Source organism: Pristimantibacillus sp. PTI5, from assembly GCF_048572955.1.
Taxonomy (GTDB): Bacteria; Bacillota; Bacilli; order Paenibacillales; family Paenibacillaceae; genus Pristimantibacillus.
Window position 1 is genome coordinate 4,459,423 of record NZ_CP183886.1, and the last position, 15,798, is coordinate 4,475,220.

Annotated in this window: 13 protein-coding genes; 9 read left to right on the top strand and 4 right to left on the bottom strand. The window is 49.1% G+C overall.

Annotated features, from left to right (window positions below):
* The first annotated feature begins 349 nt into the window (after positions 1 to 349).
* The 4 genes from ACN6MW_RS19805 (at position 350) to ACN6MW_RS19820 (ending at position 7,105) form a co-directional block, all read left to right on the top strand.
* Complete coding sequence (locus ACN6MW_RS19805) at positions 350 to 4,141, top strand: DUF5724 domain-containing protein (protein WP_419871743.1); 3,792 nt, start codon at positions 350 to 352, stop codon at positions 4,139 to 4,141.
* Positions 4,142 to 4,214: 73 nt separating this feature from the next.
* Complete coding sequence (locus tag ACN6MW_RS19810) at positions 4,215 to 4,748, top strand: type 1 glutamine amidotransferase domain-containing protein (RefSeq protein WP_419871744.1); 534 nt, start codon at positions 4,215 to 4,217, stop codon at positions 4,746 to 4,748.
* Between the two features lie 234 nt (positions 4,749 to 4,982).
* Complete coding sequence (locus tag ACN6MW_RS19815; protein WP_419871745.1) at positions 4,983 to 5,612, top strand: hypothetical protein; 630 nt, start codon at positions 4,983 to 4,985, stop codon at positions 5,610 to 5,612.
* A gap of 141 nt (positions 5,613 to 5,753) precedes the next feature.
* Positions 5,754 to 7,105 (top strand): IS1182 family transposase gene (locus ACN6MW_RS19820; protein ID WP_419871355.1). Its coding sequence is split into 2 segments (ribosomal slippage): positions 5,754 to 6,321 and positions 6,321 to 7,105, totalling 1,353 coding nucleotides; the frame shifts between segments, so codons are not numbered across the junction.
* Positions 7,106 to 7,282: 177 nt separating this feature from the next.
* On the opposite strand, the gene ACN6MW_RS19825 is transcribed toward ACN6MW_RS19820, so the two are convergent.
* Positions 7,283 to 8,098 (bottom strand): alpha/beta fold hydrolase, encoded by an 816-nt coding sequence (locus ACN6MW_RS19825; RefSeq protein WP_419871746.1) that lies wholly within the window; start codon positions 8,096 to 8,098, stop codon positions 7,283 to 7,285.
* A gap of 119 nt (positions 8,099 to 8,217) precedes the next feature.
* On the opposite strand from ACN6MW_RS19825, the gene ACN6MW_RS19830 reads away from it, so the two are divergent.
* Both ACN6MW_RS19830 and ACN6MW_RS19835 read left to right on the top strand, forming a co-directional pair.
* On the top strand, positions 8,218 to 8,904 hold the full coding sequence (locus ACN6MW_RS19830) for a M50 family metallopeptidase (protein WP_419871747.1): 687 nt from the start codon (positions 8,218 to 8,220) through the stop codon (positions 8,902 to 8,904).
* A gap of 21 nt (positions 8,905 to 8,925) precedes the next feature.
* The gene (locus ACN6MW_RS19835) at positions 8,926 to 9,744 is read left to right on the top strand and encodes a PPK2 family polyphosphate kinase (RefSeq protein ID WP_419871748.1); all 819 of its coding nucleotides are present in this window, start codon (positions 8,926 to 8,928) and stop codon (positions 9,742 to 9,744) included.
* Positions 9,745 to 9,875: 131 nt separating this feature from the next.
* Here ACN6MW_RS19835 and ACN6MW_RS19840 read toward each other — a convergent pair.
* From ACN6MW_RS19840 to ACN6MW_RS19850, 3 genes are all read right to left on the bottom strand, one after another.
* Positions 9,876 to 11,227 (bottom strand): IS1182 family transposase gene (locus ACN6MW_RS19840; protein WP_419871355.1). Its coding sequence is split into 2 segments (ribosomal slippage): positions 9,876 to 10,660 and positions 10,660 to 11,227, totalling 1,353 coding nucleotides; the frame shifts between segments, so codons are not numbered across the junction.
* Between the two features lie 153 nt (positions 11,228 to 11,380).
* On the bottom strand, positions 11,381 to 12,049 hold the full coding sequence (locus ACN6MW_RS19845; protein ID WP_419871749.1) for a PspA/IM30 family protein: 669 nt from the start codon (positions 12,047 to 12,049) through the stop codon (positions 11,381 to 11,383).
* Positions 12,050 to 12,129: 80 nt separating this feature from the next.
* Entirely contained in the window at positions 12,130 to 12,345 is a 216-nt protein-coding gene (locus ACN6MW_RS19850; RefSeq protein WP_419871750.1) for a PspC domain-containing protein, read from the bottom strand.
* A gap of 321 nt (positions 12,346 to 12,666) precedes the next feature.
* On the opposite strand from ACN6MW_RS19850, the gene ACN6MW_RS19855 reads away from it, so the two are divergent.
* The 3 genes from ACN6MW_RS19855 (at position 12,667) to ACN6MW_RS19865 (ending at position 15,795) form a co-directional block, all read left to right on the top strand.
* Positions 12,667 to 13,953, top strand: a complete 1,287-nt coding sequence (locus ACN6MW_RS19855; protein ID WP_419871751.1) for a DUF4367 domain-containing protein — start codon at positions 12,667 to 12,669, stop codon at positions 13,951 to 13,953.
* 148 nt (positions 13,954 to 14,101) lie between these two features.
* Positions 14,102 to 15,286, top strand: a complete 1,185-nt coding sequence (gene alr, locus ACN6MW_RS19860) for an alanine racemase (protein WP_419871752.1) — start codon at positions 14,102 to 14,104, stop codon at positions 15,284 to 15,286.
* Positions 15,287 to 15,513: 227 nt separating this feature from the next.
* Complete coding sequence (locus tag ACN6MW_RS19865; RefSeq protein ID WP_028609437.1) at positions 15,514 to 15,795, top strand: CopG family ribbon-helix-helix protein; 282 nt, start codon at positions 15,514 to 15,516, stop codon at positions 15,793 to 15,795.
* Positions 15,796 to 15,798: the final 3 nt, after the last annotated feature.

Here is a 15,798-nt window from a genome sequence, read left to right on the forward strand (position 1 = left end):
ACCTATCAATCTATCTATACGCATGTTTGATATAGAAGCTGCTGGGGCAGGTGTTGAAAAAATGCCTCCCGGCAGCTTCTTTTTTACAACGATGATGGCTTGCAATTAACTTGGATTGCCTCCTTGGTAACGAATTTCCTAAATAGGGTGCGATGTGCGTATAAAAATATTTCCTAAACGGGAGTTTCAGCTGTGTTAAATATGATCATAACGGTTAAAAGCTTAAGTAAGAGAAAAAATATCTCGACCGTTTGGCGTGGCAGCTATCGGAGCCTCTGCAGACAATGAGGTCGTTGATTATAGATTACGTATCCGTAAATGGCAGTACCATGCTAAGGAGGCAGTGAAAATGGAGAGAGCGGAACAAAAGCTGTATTTTCAAGACATGAAGGATAAAGCGGCTGTCATTTCGCTTTCCGATTCGCATCAGCGATTGGCGTTTTTACTTATCCAATTAAGCGAGCGCGGATACAATGACAATGAAATCAATGCCGAGATCAAGGAGCAGCTGCTTGTTTTGGCCTCGGAAGAGGAGCAGCCGCTGTTTGAGCCGCTCGTTGCCATAATTGAAGAGCTGCTGGATGACGGATATGCTAGTGTATTTCGATATATAGCCGAGCATGCCACAGAATATCCTTACAGCACCGGATACGCGCGCAGGCCTTTCCGGACGAAGGAGCAGCGTTTGCACCTGGACCGGCTGCTAACCAAAATGATTTCCTTATTTTATTTGCATGCGCGGGATTTTTCGGTGACGGATTATTTGGTGAATTCAAACAACATATCGGCAAATGAGCATCAATTTCCGGCCATGGCGATCGCCGATATCATTGCATACGGAATCGACGGCGGGAATGGATCGGTAATCCATGCGTTAAAAGAAATAATATATGGCGATAACAATACGGCTTTATTGTCCCGAAGCATGATTTCGGGCATTTTCCTCAGCCACAGCCGCGAGGCTTATAGCATGATGGGAGAGCTCCTTGCTGCAGCAAGGCTGCAGGAGGGTTTGCGGCAAAGCATCGTCGAAGCGATGGATGAAGGAACAATCGAAGCCATGATCTATATGATGGAGATTGTTAACGAGCATGATCTCATTCGCTACAGCTCCGTTATTCGGGCTTTGGATGTCTGGACGGGCCTTGGGCTCGAAGCTTCGAATGCTAAGGCAGCAAGGCAAAATATGGCCTATGCCGCGCAGTGCCTTGCGGATCCCGCTGTTTTACGGCAAGGGCTTGCGAGCAGTGACGTCAATGAGCTTTATTTGAGTCTGTGGGCAACGGCTGTACATGAGGAGAAGCAGCTTTATGAGCAAATCAGCCTCATTATGGCTAGCGACGAGGACGATCGGAAAATTGTCGCGCAGTACATGCTGGCACAGTCGCAAAATGAGGATATTCGATTCTTGATTGCCCAGGATTGGCTGGGCGAGAAGCATAGAGAAGTGCAATATTGGGTCGTGATGAACTATACCTTCGACTACTCGTATACCTGGGAAAGCGATCCGAAAGGTACATACACGCGGCTTGTGTTCAGAAGATCAGTGCTGCTTGCGGAGAAAACGGTGCGGAGGCGGCAATTCGAGCAATTCATGTCGATGCTGGACGGCATGCCCTTGAAGGATAGCGAAGAAAGATCCAGGGTGTTTCAATGGGTCGGCTATACCTTCTCGGCGGACATGATTATTCGTAAGCTCCTCTATTTGACCGCTTATGACATGGATCAGGAATGGCTGGCGGAGATTTTCGCGTTGAAGGATAGGCTTAGCCAAGATATGAGAGGCGAGCTGCTAAAATTTTTTATCAATGATCCATCCAGCAGCGCCCAGCGTTCTTTTCTGATGGCATGCTTATCGGATAAAAGCATGACCAACCGCGAGCTCGCCTTGCACAAGGCGGCCAAGCTTGAGCTTGACGACGATGAAACCGATGCAGTGGCGTCGCTGCTTAAGCTGAAGACGGGCACGCTTCGGCAAGGGGCGATCGGTCTGCTGCTGAAGCAATCGGCTCATCGGCTCGAAGCCGTGCTCGCGCTGCTGCTGCAAAGCCGAAACGAGCTTCAGCGCCTGGCGGCGCTTGAGCTGCTGACGGAAATGAAGGATGAGCCCGCGCTCGCCCAGTTATCGAGCGCCATGAAGGATGAGGTCGATTTAATCGAAGAGCCTTCCGACAAGGAACGGCTGTTGATTGCGAAGCTGAAGCAGCAGACGGTCTATACGATTAGCAACGGTCTTGGCTTGTTTAATCCGGAAAGTGTCCAGGAAGAACTCTCTAGAAATGAACGGCTGCCGATGTCTGCGCTGCAAGAGGGCAAACGTTACTTTAACCTGACGATTGAGCAAATGAGCGGCTTTATTAAGGGCTTGGCAGAGCTTGTTCATCTTCATCGCGACCATGAATACGAAACGACGGATTATTCAGGCTCAAAGGAGACGCTAGTTGTTGGAGCCAAGTTGACGAGCTTTCAATGGCGAAATGAGCCGAATGAGGATACGCCGGTTCTAGATCGGTATCCGCTCGCGCACGTATGGGCGGACTATCTGGAGAACAGCGGCTTCGGGCCGTCTGAGCTGCAGCAGCTGCATTTCTTCCGCTCGGCGGAATCGCTATACCGGTATTATTACGGGGAGCAGGAGGGCTGGCATGCAGCTGATTATGAGCCGGCCGAGGGCTGGCGCAAGGAGCTGCTTGATCAGCTGTATCCGATGGAGCTGCTGCGCGAGACGTACCTGCTAACCGAAAACGTTCCTTACCGCATGCAGGTTGATGAAATCGTCAGTGCTTATCTGAGCGAAAGCCGCGGGAAAGAGCGGTTTGACGCAGCGGACCATTTCCTTCGCTTGATTCTATGCTGCTTTCCGGCCGAGCGCATAAAGGAAGAGGGCAGGCTCTTTGATTTGTTCACGGAATTTTGGCGAAAGGAGCTTCGCGTAAGCAGCGCCGACGATGCATCCTTCGCCCGATTATTCCGATCTTTTTATGCGTTGTATGAGAAATTCGGCTTCGAGAAGCAGCTTCTGGACACGATGGATTTTGCCCGCGCATTCTGCTTGGGCATTATCGATGAGAATGGGCTGCTTAAGGAGTTCATTGCAAGGCCGCATAGCAGCAGACATATCAGACAGCTGACGAACCCGAATAGCAAACTGAATAAACAATATCCGCAGTTGAATGCGGTTAAAGGATCGGTGATGCGGCGTATACTCGAGCTGGAGCTGGATCGAGGGGATTTGGCCTCCGAGGTAACCCATCTGGCGACGAGCATTCAGTATTTAGAGGGCATGAACGACTTTATTGCCATATTGAAAGGGCTGGACAAGGAAACTTTCGTTCGGGGCTATCTTTACGGATATGGCAAAGATATTACCCGGAAGGAGTCGTTCAGCCATCTGCTTAAGGTATGCCATCCCCGGAAGGACGAGGACGAAGCAGCGCTGCGGGAGCTGCTGCAGGACAGCGGCATTTCAGAGACAAGGCTGCTGGAGGCGGCGATGTATGCGCCTCAGTGGGTTGAGCCCGTATCCAGCTATCTAGGCTGGAGCGGCCTGCGGAGCGCAGCCTGGTTCTTCCATGCGCATATTAATGAATCGCTTTCGGCTGAGAAGGAGATGATCGTTGCGCAATATTCGCCGATTGCTCTGCAGGATTTCAATGATGGCGCATTTGACATCGAATGGTTCAGGCAAGTGTATAGCGAGCTTGGAGAGGAACGCTTCCGCCTGCTTTTCCAATGCGCGAAATACATCACCGCGGGAGCGAACCATCGGCGGTCGCAGCTGTTTACGGACGCCGTGCTTGGACGGCTGAACGCGGGCGAGCTTGAAGCCCAGGCTGCGGAGAAGCGGAACATGGATCTTCTGCTTAGCTACAGCCTGCTGCCTTGGAGCGGGGAAAAGGAAGAAAAACGCGAATTGCTTGCGCGTTATTCCTTCATTCAGCAATTTTGGAAGGAAAGCCAAGGGTTCGGCGCCCAGCGGAAGGCAAGCGAGGAGAAGGCCGCTTGCATCGCGCTGGAAAATCTTGCGCGCAATGCGGGTTATGCGGATGTCATCCGCTTAACCTGGGATATGGAAGACAGGAAGCTGGACGGGCTTCAGCTATATTTTGAACCGCAGGCGCTGGAAGACGGTAAGCTATGAGGAAGGCCTTGCTTCAAATCATGTCAAAAAGGGTATAGTACAACATGGTATGAATATGGAAAGGAGTGTGCAAATGATGACGCAAGCAAAGAAGGTAGCATTTCTGCTGGCCAATGATTTTGAAGATTCCGAGATGAAGAACCCTTATGATGAAATGGTGAAAAATGGCCACGAGGCCGTTATTATTAGCTTAAACGGCAACGAGGAGCTCAAAGGCAAGAAGGGGACGATTTCATATACCTCCCATATGGGCATTGAGGAAGCGAATGCGGATGATTACGCCGCTGTCATTATTCCGGGAGGCAAATCGCCCTCGCATCTGATGGATAACGCGGCTGTGCAAGCTTTTGTCCAGAAGGCCGATCAAGCCGGTACAACGATTGCGGCGATATGCCATGGTCCGCAAATCTTGGAGGCGGCCGGTCTGCTGAAGGGCAGAACGCTGACAGCGTATCCGGGACTTTCCTCGGATATTGAAGCAGCTGGCGGGAACTTCGTCGATAAAGAGGTTGTCGTTGACCGTAATTTGGTCACGTCCCGGACGCCGGAGGATGAGCCTGCTTTTATCCGCGAAACGATCGATAAGCTGGGCGTAAACGCTTGGTAATTTAAGGGTTATCAATTGTATGCGAAATAGGGAAAAGGCAAAGCTGGCTTCGGATCTTAGCGGATTCGAGGCCGGCTTTTTTGTATTTGGAACTAGCCTGGATCCAGTCTGGATAAGCATCAGCTGATGGGCAGAATAGCTGAATTGTCTATTGCAATGAGGTGGGGTATACTTCATCTTATACATAAGACAAGCATAGGCTTTGGCGTTTGAAATAATAAAGGAGGGGTGCTTATGCAAGGTTCTACGCTAGACGGACAGGTAGACCAAGCAGGCAGACCGTCCTTACGTGTGAGCCGATCTTCCCTGATTGACAACGGCATGCTGACTTTGCAGGCCTGGGGAGCGGATCATATTTGCAAGGTTTGCATTGCGAACAGCGGCTCATGCTGCCGGGATTGCCAGCATCTATCGGATGGTGTGGGATGCCAGCTTCGCAATACGAGCTGTACCGCATGGCTCTGCGGATTTCATAAATACTTATTTTACGAGGTAGGCCAATTGGAGAATTGGCAGGCGTTCTGGAAGCAGGTGCCGGGCCAGGATTACCGGGGGGATACTACGCCTGATCAGATCGCTATTCATAAATCGTTACACAGACCGGGACAAACGATGGATCATTTGGGCGAGGCGCTTGCGGCGGATTTGCTGGATATGGCGCGTTCGCATGTCTCAGTCGGATTGATTATAACGCTTAGAGAAAAACTCGATAGAAACATCGATCAGCTTCAGCTGGAGAAGCAGGACCAAAAACGGATAACCAGGCTCAAAAGAAAAATAAAAGTGCTGTCGGGCGATTTTCAGCGCTTTCACCATTTGTTAAACAAATATTACCAGGAGCTGGCTGATGTTTCAGCGCCGTAACAAATAAAGAGGAGCCGAATAAACCGGCTCCTCAGGCTGTCGAGAAAGTCTCGACAGTCTTCTTTTTGTTTAATTAATTTAACACGACACCGCGTTAATACAGTATAATTATAGTAATTAAAACGAACGGATGGTGTCGTGATGCTGCGTACTAATCGAGATAAGCAACAAAATTACGAATTGGTTTCCATTGAGGAGCTAGTGCCCTCTGATCATATGCTTCGCAAGATCGATAAGCACATCGATTTCACCTTTATCGATGAGAAGGTTCGCCATCTTTATTCGCAGGATAACGGTCGTCCAGCTATTGACCCGCTTGTTCTCTTCAAAATGATCTTTCTAGGCTATTTCTATGGCATACGTTCCGAACGCCAACTTGAACGTGAAGTTCAGACTAATTTGGCTTATCGTTGGTTTTTAGGACTTGGGCTAACCGATCGCGTTCCAGACCACACCACGATCAGTTGGAATCGTCGTACGCGTTTTAAGGATACCTCTGTCTTCCAGGACATCTTTGATGAGATCGTGCTGCAAGCCATCTCTCACCGTATGATTGGCGGCCGTGTGTTGGTATCCGACTCCACGCACGTGAAAGCGAATGCGAATAAAAACAAATATACAAAAGAGCAGGTTCAGCAGAACACAAGGGATTATTTGGATGAACTGAACTCGGCAATTGAAACCGACCGTAAAGCGCAAGGAAAAAAGCTCTAAAACCACGAGAGGAGGTGAACGAAGACAAGGAAGTGAAGGTCAGTACAACAGACCCGGACAGCGGATATATGTTTCGGGAAGGCAAGCCGGAAGGCTTCTTTTATCTGGACCATCGTACCGTCGATGTGAAGTGCAACCTCATTACTGATGTTTTCGTAACCGCAGGAAATGTTCACGATTCCGTGCCGTACCTCTCTCGATTAGATCGTCAGCGTAAACGTTTTGGTTTTGCAGTTGAAGCAGTCGCACTTGATTCTGGTTATATGACGACCCCGATTTGCAAGGGACTTGAAGACCGCAACATTTATGGTGTTATTGCGCACCGCAGATTTCAACCGACACAAGGGTTATATCCCAAATGGAAATTTACATATGATGCCGAACGGAACTTGTATATTTGTCCCCAGCAACAAAAATTGCCTTACCGAACGACAGACCGACACGGATACCGACACTATGCTTCGGATCCGAAGATCTGTGCAGCATGTCCCATGCTAGAAAAGTGTACGCGCTCACGTAACAAGCGTAAGATCGTCACCCGGCACATCTGGGAGGACAGTAAAGAGCAAGTACGATTAAACCGCTTAAGCAAGTCGGGCAAAAGATTGTACCGAAAACGAAAAGAAACGATTGAGCGAAGCTTCGCGGATGCTAAACAGCTCCACGGGTTTCGCTATTGCCGGTTGCGCGGGTTAAACAACGTAATGGAACAAGCGTTGATGACCGCCGCCGTGCAGAACATGAAGAAGATCGCCCTCCACTTGGAACGGAGGGCGTGAGAGGTTTAAACCCTCTGTTTCTCACGAAAAGAGAAGATAAAAAACAAAAGAGAAACCCGTCGTTTTGAAAAAACGTGGGTTTCTCTACAAGCTGAGGAGCCGAATAAACCGGCTCCTCTTTATTTGCTTATATAACCATTTTCGCCACAGAAGATGGCGTCAGCCCTTTGCGCTTGTTTACTTCAAAAACTCCAGCAGCTCTTCATTAAATCTAACCGGCTCATCATAAAGCATGCCATGGCCGCTTTGCTCAAACGTAACGAGAGTCGAGCCGTCGATGCTGTTCAGCATCTCCTTCGCGAATTCCGGCGGACAGATCTTGTCGAGCATGCCATGGAAAATCGTCGTTTTCGCTTTAATTTGCAGTAAATCTGCTCGGAGATCTTCATCGCGCAGCGATTCGAACGTACGGACGGTCCCCCAGGCAGACGCTTCTAGGCCTAGAAGCTGAAGCCAATCCTTAAATGGCTCGGATATCGGATGCTGAGCGGTATTCGCGAGAAAAAGCTCGCCAAAGCCGCGCAGCATCTTCGGACGGTCTTTCTTGACGGCGGCGATTTGCTTATCGGCTTCCTCCTGCTTCATCCCAAGCGCGTAATCGTCCCGCTGCGTGAAGGAAGGGGCGGCTGCGCCGAGCAGCGCAAGCTTCTGGATGCCGTATCCGCCATGGCGCGCCATGTAACGGACGGCTATGGCGCCGCCTACGGAGAAACCGACAAGAAAGGCATGCTCCAGCCTAAAATAATCGATGACCGCCTTCACGTCATCGGCAAGCCGGTCATAGTCATAGCCGCTTGCCGGAGCGCTGGATTTGCCAAAGCCGCGCTGGTCAATGCCGATGCAGCGGTATCCTTGCTCCGATAGAAGCGTGAACTGATATTCAAACATTCGGCTGTTCAGCGGCCAGCCATGCAGGAAGATGACTGGGATGCCGGAGCCGATATCCTCAACGTAGAGTTTAACTTTTCTCTCAACCTCAATATAATGTCCCATCGTATCTCTCCTCTTCGCGATTATTGTTTATTCTTACCCAATTAAGCAGCTTTTGAAAAATAAATCTTTTTACCGCGTATGAAGGAGTACAATGGTGACAAGAGATTGGAGGCTAAAGTATGTTTTCTTGGCTAAGAATGGCGCTTATTATTATGGTCACGACCTTTCTGACGCGGTTCATCCCTTTTTCGGCATTTTTTCAAAATGTGAATACATTGGTCCATGAGCTTGCCCATGCAGTCGTAGCCTTGCTGCTTAAAGGCAGCGTCATGCATATTTATTTGTACGCGGACCAAAGCGGAGTGACCTATACCTCCTATACGGATAACTGGATGCTGATTCCGATTGCGCTTGCCGGGTATATGGGCTCCGCATTGTTCGCGCTGCTGCTTTTCTATCTCCATGCGCGAGGGAAAGGGAGCTTCGGTTTAGCTTGTATTGCGGTTGCTGCAGCGGCGGCGCTCGCGCTTTTTGTACGGAACAACTACGGTATGGCATGGAGCGCCGGCTTTACGGCATTAACGGCCGTTATTTATTTTGCCGCGCCAGGCTGGCTGCGAAGCGGATATTATTTACTCATCGCTTTTATTTGCTTGGTGGAATCTATCATTAGTCCATTTATTTTGCTATTCCTTGCTGTTACTGACCCTGCTTCAGCCGGTGATGCAGCCAGCCTGAGCCAGTCCACATTCGCACCGGCTTTCGTATGGGCGGCCTTGTTTTGCGGCTTCTCGCTTTGGTGCGCCAAAATAGCCGTGGGCTATTTGTTTAGACGAGGAGCGTCAGGGATACAAATAAGTAAATAGACATGGGAAGGGCGTGAGGATATGTCTAAAAGCTACGAACTGCCTGAGCAGAAAAAGGTATCTTTGTCAGCTATTGATCCAAAAGATACTGGACGCTTTCACAATAAGGAAGAGGTCTTGCAGGAAATAAAGGGGCTTGAGCAGGAGCTGGAAGCGCTGCAGGAGATGCTCGTTGCGAGTAAAGAGCATGCGGTTTTGTTTATTTTTCAGGGGATGGATTGCAGCGGAAAGGACGGAGTCATCAAAAAAGTGTTTGCCGGACTTCATCCGCAGGGTATATCCGCCCACAGCTTCAAGACACCGTCGGAGGAGGAGGCACTGCATGATTTTTTGTGGAGAGCTCACCGGGCTGTACCCGCCCTGGGACAGATCGCGGTCTTTAACCGTTCCTATTATGAGGAAGTGCTTATTACAAGAGTCCATGGCAAGGTGACTGACGAGCAGGCGAAGAAGCGGTTTAAGCATATCAACCATTTTGAGAGGATGCTGGCGGACAGCGGCGTTAAGGTGGTCAAAATCTTCCTGCATATTTCGAAGGAGTTTCAGCTCGAGAAGCTTATCAGCCGGATCGAGGACACGAGCAAAAACTGGAAATTCGATCCTTCCGACCTGAAGGAACGGAAAGCTTGGAATCAGTATAGCGAGCTTTACGAGGAGCTGTTCGAGAAATGCAGCAAGGCTGCGCCCTGGTATGCAGTACCCTCCGACAACAGGTGGTACCGCAATTATGCCGTATTGCGCATCGCCGTGGACGTGCTGCGAAGCCTTGATTTAAAGGAGCCGCCCGCCAATCCCGAGCTTCAGCCGCTGCTTGCGAAGCTTAGGATGGAAGAGGCTTAGCAAGCAGAAAGAAAAGGGCTTTCCCATGGGAAAGCCCCAGCTTGTAGAGAAACCCACGTTTTTTCAAAACGACGGGTTTCTCTTTTGTTTTTTATCTTCTCTTTTCGTGAGAAACAGAGGGTTTAAACCTCTCACGCCCTCCGTTCCAAGTGGAGGGCGATCTTCTTCATGTTCTGCACGGCGGCGGTCATCAACGCTTGTTCCATTACGTTGTTTAACCCGCGCAACCGGCAATAGCGAAACCCGTGGAGCTGTTTAGCATCCGCGAAGCTTCGCTCAATCGTTTCTTTTCGTTTTCGGTACAATCTTTTGCCCGACTTGCTTAAGCGGTTTAATCGTACTTGCTCTTTACTGTCCTCCCAGATGTGCCGGGTGACGATCTTACGCTTGTTACGTGAGCGCGTACACTTTTCTAGCATGGGACATGCTGCACAGATCTTCGGATCCGAAGCATAGTGTCGGTATCCGTGTCGGTCTGTCGTTCGGTAAGGCAATTTTTGTTGCTGGGGACAAATATACAAGTTCCGTTCGGCATCATATGTAAATTTCCATTTGGGATATAACCCTTGTGTCGGTTGAAATCTGCGGTGCGCAATAACACCATAAATGTTGCGGTCTTCAAGTCCCTTGCAAATCGGGGTCGTCATATAACCAGAATCAAGTGCGACTGCTTCAACTGCAAAACCAAAACGTTTACGCTGACGATCTAATCGAGAGAGGTACGGCACGGAATCGTGAACATTTCCTGCGGTTACGAAAACATCAGTAATGAGGTTGCACTTCACATCGACGGTACGATGGTCCAGATAAAAGAAGCCTTCCGGCTTGCCTTCCCGAAACATATATCCGCTGTCCGGGTCTGTTGTACTGACCTTCACTTCCTTGTCTTCGTTCACCTCCTCTCGTGGTTTTAGAGCTTTTTTCCTTGCGCTTTACGGTCGGTTTCAATTGCCGAGTTCAGTTCATCCAAATAATCCCTTGTGTTCTGCTGAACCTGCTCTTTTGTATATTTGTTTTTATTCGCATTCGCTTTCACGTGCGTGGAGTCGGATACCAACACACGGCCGCCAATCATACGGTGAGAGATGGCTTGCAGCACGATCTCATCAAAGATGTCCTGGAAGACAGAGGTATCCTTAAAACGCGTACGACGATTCCAACTGATCGTGGTGTGGTCTGGAACGCGATCGGTTAGCCCAAGTCCTAAAAACCAACGATAAGCCAAATTAGTCTGAACTTCACGTTCAAGTTGGCGTTCGGAACGTATGCCATAGAAATAGCCTAGAAAGATCATTTTGAAGAGAACAAGCGGGTCAATAGCTGGACGACCGTTATCCTGCGAATAAAGATGGCGAACCTTCTCATCGATAAAGGTGAAATCGATGTGCTTATCGATCTTGCGAAGCATATGATCAGAGGGCACTAGCTCCTCAATGGAAACCAATTCGTAATTTTGTTGCTTATCTCGATTAGTACGCAGCATCACGACACCATCCGTTCGTTTTAATTACTATAATTATACTGTATTAACGCGGTGTCGTGTTAAATTAATTAAACAAAAAGAAGACTGTCGAGACTTTCTCGACAGCCTGGGGCTTTCCCATGGGAAAGCCCCTTTTTTATTTTGAAATAAAGGCTAGCTGCTGCCAGTCTTTTTTTGCAGAAGCCGCTTCAGCTCATCATCGACCCGCGAATTTCGCAGTTCCTGCTGCTGATCATGGCCTTGCACGCTTGGATCTGAACCGTACCGTCCTTTGGCAAGCTCAAGCTGGGCTTCGCGTTCCATTAGCTTCTGTTCAATCCGGTCAAAGCCTCTAGAGGCGGAGCCTTCATGCCAAGGTGCCGCTGAATTTCCGGATGCCTTGGATGTCTGCTCCATACGGGCGATTAGCTCCGTACGTTTTGCTTGAAGACGCGTTTTTTCTTCCTTCAGGGCCTCAGCACGCAGCCCTAGCTCAATGGCAGCTTGCTCCGCGAGCTTCAGCAGTCCCAGCGTCTCTTCCGCTTGGTCCAAATAAAGCAGCTTTGCCTCAAGCGCTGTACGGGCTTCAGGCTCTCGTCCCTCGACCGCCGCTTGCTCTGCTTTTTTCTCGTAGTCATTCGCTTGCTCTTTCAGCTCGGCGAGCTTCGCCTGCATTATACGACCCTGTGCCTGCTGCCGTACAGCTTCACGTTCAGTGCTGGCAATTTCCTCTTCCAGATCTCTCAGATATTGATTAAGCATGGTCACCGGATTTTCTATCTTGTCCAGCATCTCATTCGTCGCGGCTTTCGTCATGCTGACAACACGCTGTAAAATTCCCATTCTGTCATCTCTCCTCAAATTGTTTTTAGTATAAGTATCTATAGTTCTCCAGCTTAACTATCGACTACTGCCGTGAAGGTTTAGTAGTGGTTGACGTACCTGAAATCATTGCCCGTCGCTTTTGGTACAAACAGCGTGGCAATGAAATAAGCCAATATGACGGCTCCGAAGCTGAAAAATGCGGCAATGACGACCAGCATTCTTATGATAGTAGAATCGATGCCAAGCCATTGTCCAATACCTCCGCAGAGACCGGTTAGCTTGTTGTCCGTAGTTGATCGAAATAATTTTTTCATTTTTATCATCCTTTCGTTCTGCTCATCTATGTCCTTATTTTAGTATGTGTATGAGGAGTGCGTAACGGTCCGTGGTCTGTTTTGGAAACTAGGCTTAAGGCGGGCCTTAGTGCGACAAACGGCGGGGAAGGGAAGCGGGAATCAAGCTTAATAGAGAATTATTAGTAGAAAAGCGCGACACGGGCGCGATTTTTCAGTTGTATTAACCTCCGGTATGAACTTGTTTTGTAGCCAAGCTGCAACTAGTCCGCATAATTGGTCAAGTCCCCTCATAGACATGTTATCAGCCAGTAAAAAACAATGTGCAGAGGGGATGATTACATGCGTCGCATGACATGGACCGCGGCAATATTATTATGTTTTTCATTAGTACTAGCAGCTTGCGGAACGAAGGACGCCGAGTCCGTGGTTAAGGAGCTCGACAAAGTAGTAAACAGTATGGAGAGCTATCAAGGAAGCGGTACGATGACGCTGCGGACGGGGCAGCAGCCACTCGAGTATAAAGTAGAAGTATCTTATCAAAAGCCGCAATACTATCGGATCAAGCTGACGAATGAAGAGAAGGATATTACACAAATCGTGCTTCGCAATGACGACGGCGTATTCGTTCTCACACCGAAGCTGAATAAAGTTTTCCGCTTCCAAAGCGATTGGCCGCAAAACCAAGGCCAAGTGTACTTGTACCAAACGCTTATCCAAAGCATTCTCGTTGATAATTCCCGGCAGTTTGTGATCGACGAAGACAACTACGTATTCGATGTCATGGCTAACTATAATAACGGTTCGCTTGCCCGCCAAAAAATTTGGCTCAATAAATCGGACTACAAGCCGGTTCAGGTAGAAGTCAGCGATACGAATGCAGCCGTAATGGTCGAGGTCAAATTCGATACATTTGATTTTGGACCGAAATTCGACAAAGCCGTGTTCGAGACGGAAGCGAATATGAAAGCAACGCCTTCCAGTCAATCTACAGAAGAACCAACCATGACAGAGCCGGATGAAGGCAGCACGAACGGTACAGCAGACAACGCGGCAAATAATGCAGATGCTAATGCAGGTACTAATGCAGATGCAGGAAATAACACTGACGCGGAAGCGAACGCGGATTCCAATGCGGATAGCGCGGCTGACGGTAACAATGCGGATAATAGCGGAAATAAAACGGATAATAACAGCGCTGTCGATGGTGACGATCAAACGGACAACAGTGGGAATGCAGCTGATAATGAGGGCGATGATGCAGCGACCGGGGCTAAACCGGATGAGACTGCTGATTTTACCGCAATGAAACCGTCGTACCTGCCAGACGGCGTTAACGAGCCGGAGCTTGTTGACATCGTGTTTGGCGGCAACCCTGGCCTGATGCTTCGTTATTCAGGCGATTACAGCTACACGCTTATTCAAACAGAGCCAAAAGACCAAGCCGCTTCCATCGTTCCAGGCATGATGGTGGATCTCGGTTTCACGATGGGTCAGCTAAGCGGCGATGAGCAGCAGACGCTGGTTTGGACTTATGAGGGCCATCAATTCCGTCTCACCAGCGCTAATCTTCCTGAATCCGAAATGATTAAGGTGGCGCAGTCGGTACAGGGAGAAATCGGGAAATAAATAGGATAAACTGACGATTTTCCAAGACGTACTAGCCATTTTCGGGGTTCGTTTCATTGACAGTCTCAGCGGCAGGGTTTAACATTATTCCTATTGATGTTTGCTGCTCGGACTGTTGTGGCTGCCAGTAAAGGAGAAGGTGAACGGCTTGGATTCGTATTACCGCCCGACAAGGGTTGAATTGTCACTAGATGCATTAAGACATAATTTACAGGCTTTTCGTAACGCAATTCCTCAGGATTGCAGGCTCATGGCTTCCGTAAAAGCGAATGCTTACGGACATGGCGCGGTTGAGGTCGCGCGGGAAGCGGAACGCTTTGGCGTAGACTATTTAGGCGTTGCTTTTCTGGACGAAGCATTGCAATTGCGCTCGGCAGGCATCCAAACCCCGATTCTTGTGCTAGGATTCGTGGCGGCGGATGCTTTGTCTGTCGCAAGGAGCCATGATGTTACGATAAGTCTCTTTCGCGATGATATTATCGAAGCGGCTGCAAAGCTGCCGCCTGACAGCAGCGGCCGCAAATTAAAAGTACACATTAAAATGGATTCCGGCATGGGCCGGTTAGGCGTGATCGGTAAGGATGCGGTCCTGTCCTTTATCCAGAAAGCCATGCAGGTGCCTCAGCTTGAAGTTGAAGGTTTGTTTACGCATTATGCGCGCGCAGATGAGGCCGACAAGAACTATACGATGCTGCAATACGACAGATTCCGTGAAGTGGCAGAACATATCGAGCAGCAAGGCTGGCCAATTCCCATCATTCATGCAGCGAACAGCGCTGCCGGGATCGACACGCCGCAATGGGCGGGAGGCATGCTGCGTCTTGGTGTCAGCATGTACGGCTTATATCCGTCCGATGAGGTGAATCGGCAGCGCATAACGCTCGAGCCGGTGATGACGCTTAAGACGGAAGTCGTCATGGTGAAAACAGTGCCTGCAGGCTGGGGAATCAGCTACGGTACGCGTTATTTCTCGAAAGGGGAAGAACGTATCGGAACGCTGCCAATAGGCTATGCAGACGGGTACAGCCGTATGCTGACGGGCAAAGCCCAGGGGTTAATACGCGGCGTGAAGCTTCCTATACTCGGTACGATATGTATGGATCAATGCATGATTGCGCTTGATGCTGCGGCTTCGGATACAGCGATGGCCGTTGAGCCGGGCGAAGAGGTTGTGCTTATCGGGCGCCAAGGCGATTCGGTTATAACGGTGGAAGAAGTGGCAGACCAGCTTGGCACGATAAACTATGAAGTAACCTGTATGCTTGCTGCACGTGTACCTCGTATTTATATTAACAACGGCCGAGTTACAGCCATTCAAAACCCCATAGCTTAGACATCATTTGAATTGGTAATTGTTTCATTTTACAATTTTTCGTAAATGAAGAGGATTTTCGCCAAATACCACGAATGTAGTAAGGCAGATCATCAATAAAGGCTATACATGAAAACATACAGCATATTTGATATACGGCTATCATAGATATGTTGAAGTATAGCGACGGCAATATATTGTCATAATGAGTATTAAGGTTATGGAAAAGTTTTGGGGGTGCGAGTTCGGTGGCCAATGTACAAAATACCAAAAGAATCATGATTAGCCTGCCAGATCATTTGCTGGAGGAGGTTGACGGGATTGTAGCCAAGGAAAACTCCAACCGCAGCGAATTTATTCGGCAAGCCATGAAACTGTATTTGGTGGAGCGCAAAAAACGTCAAATCCGAGAATCCATGCAGCGCGGGTATATGGAAATGGCGAAAATAAACCTGAACATGGCCTCGGAAGCTTTTCAAGCGGAGGAAGAAGCAGATCATACGTTAGGCCGTCTCGTTAGCGGGGTGTAGAGG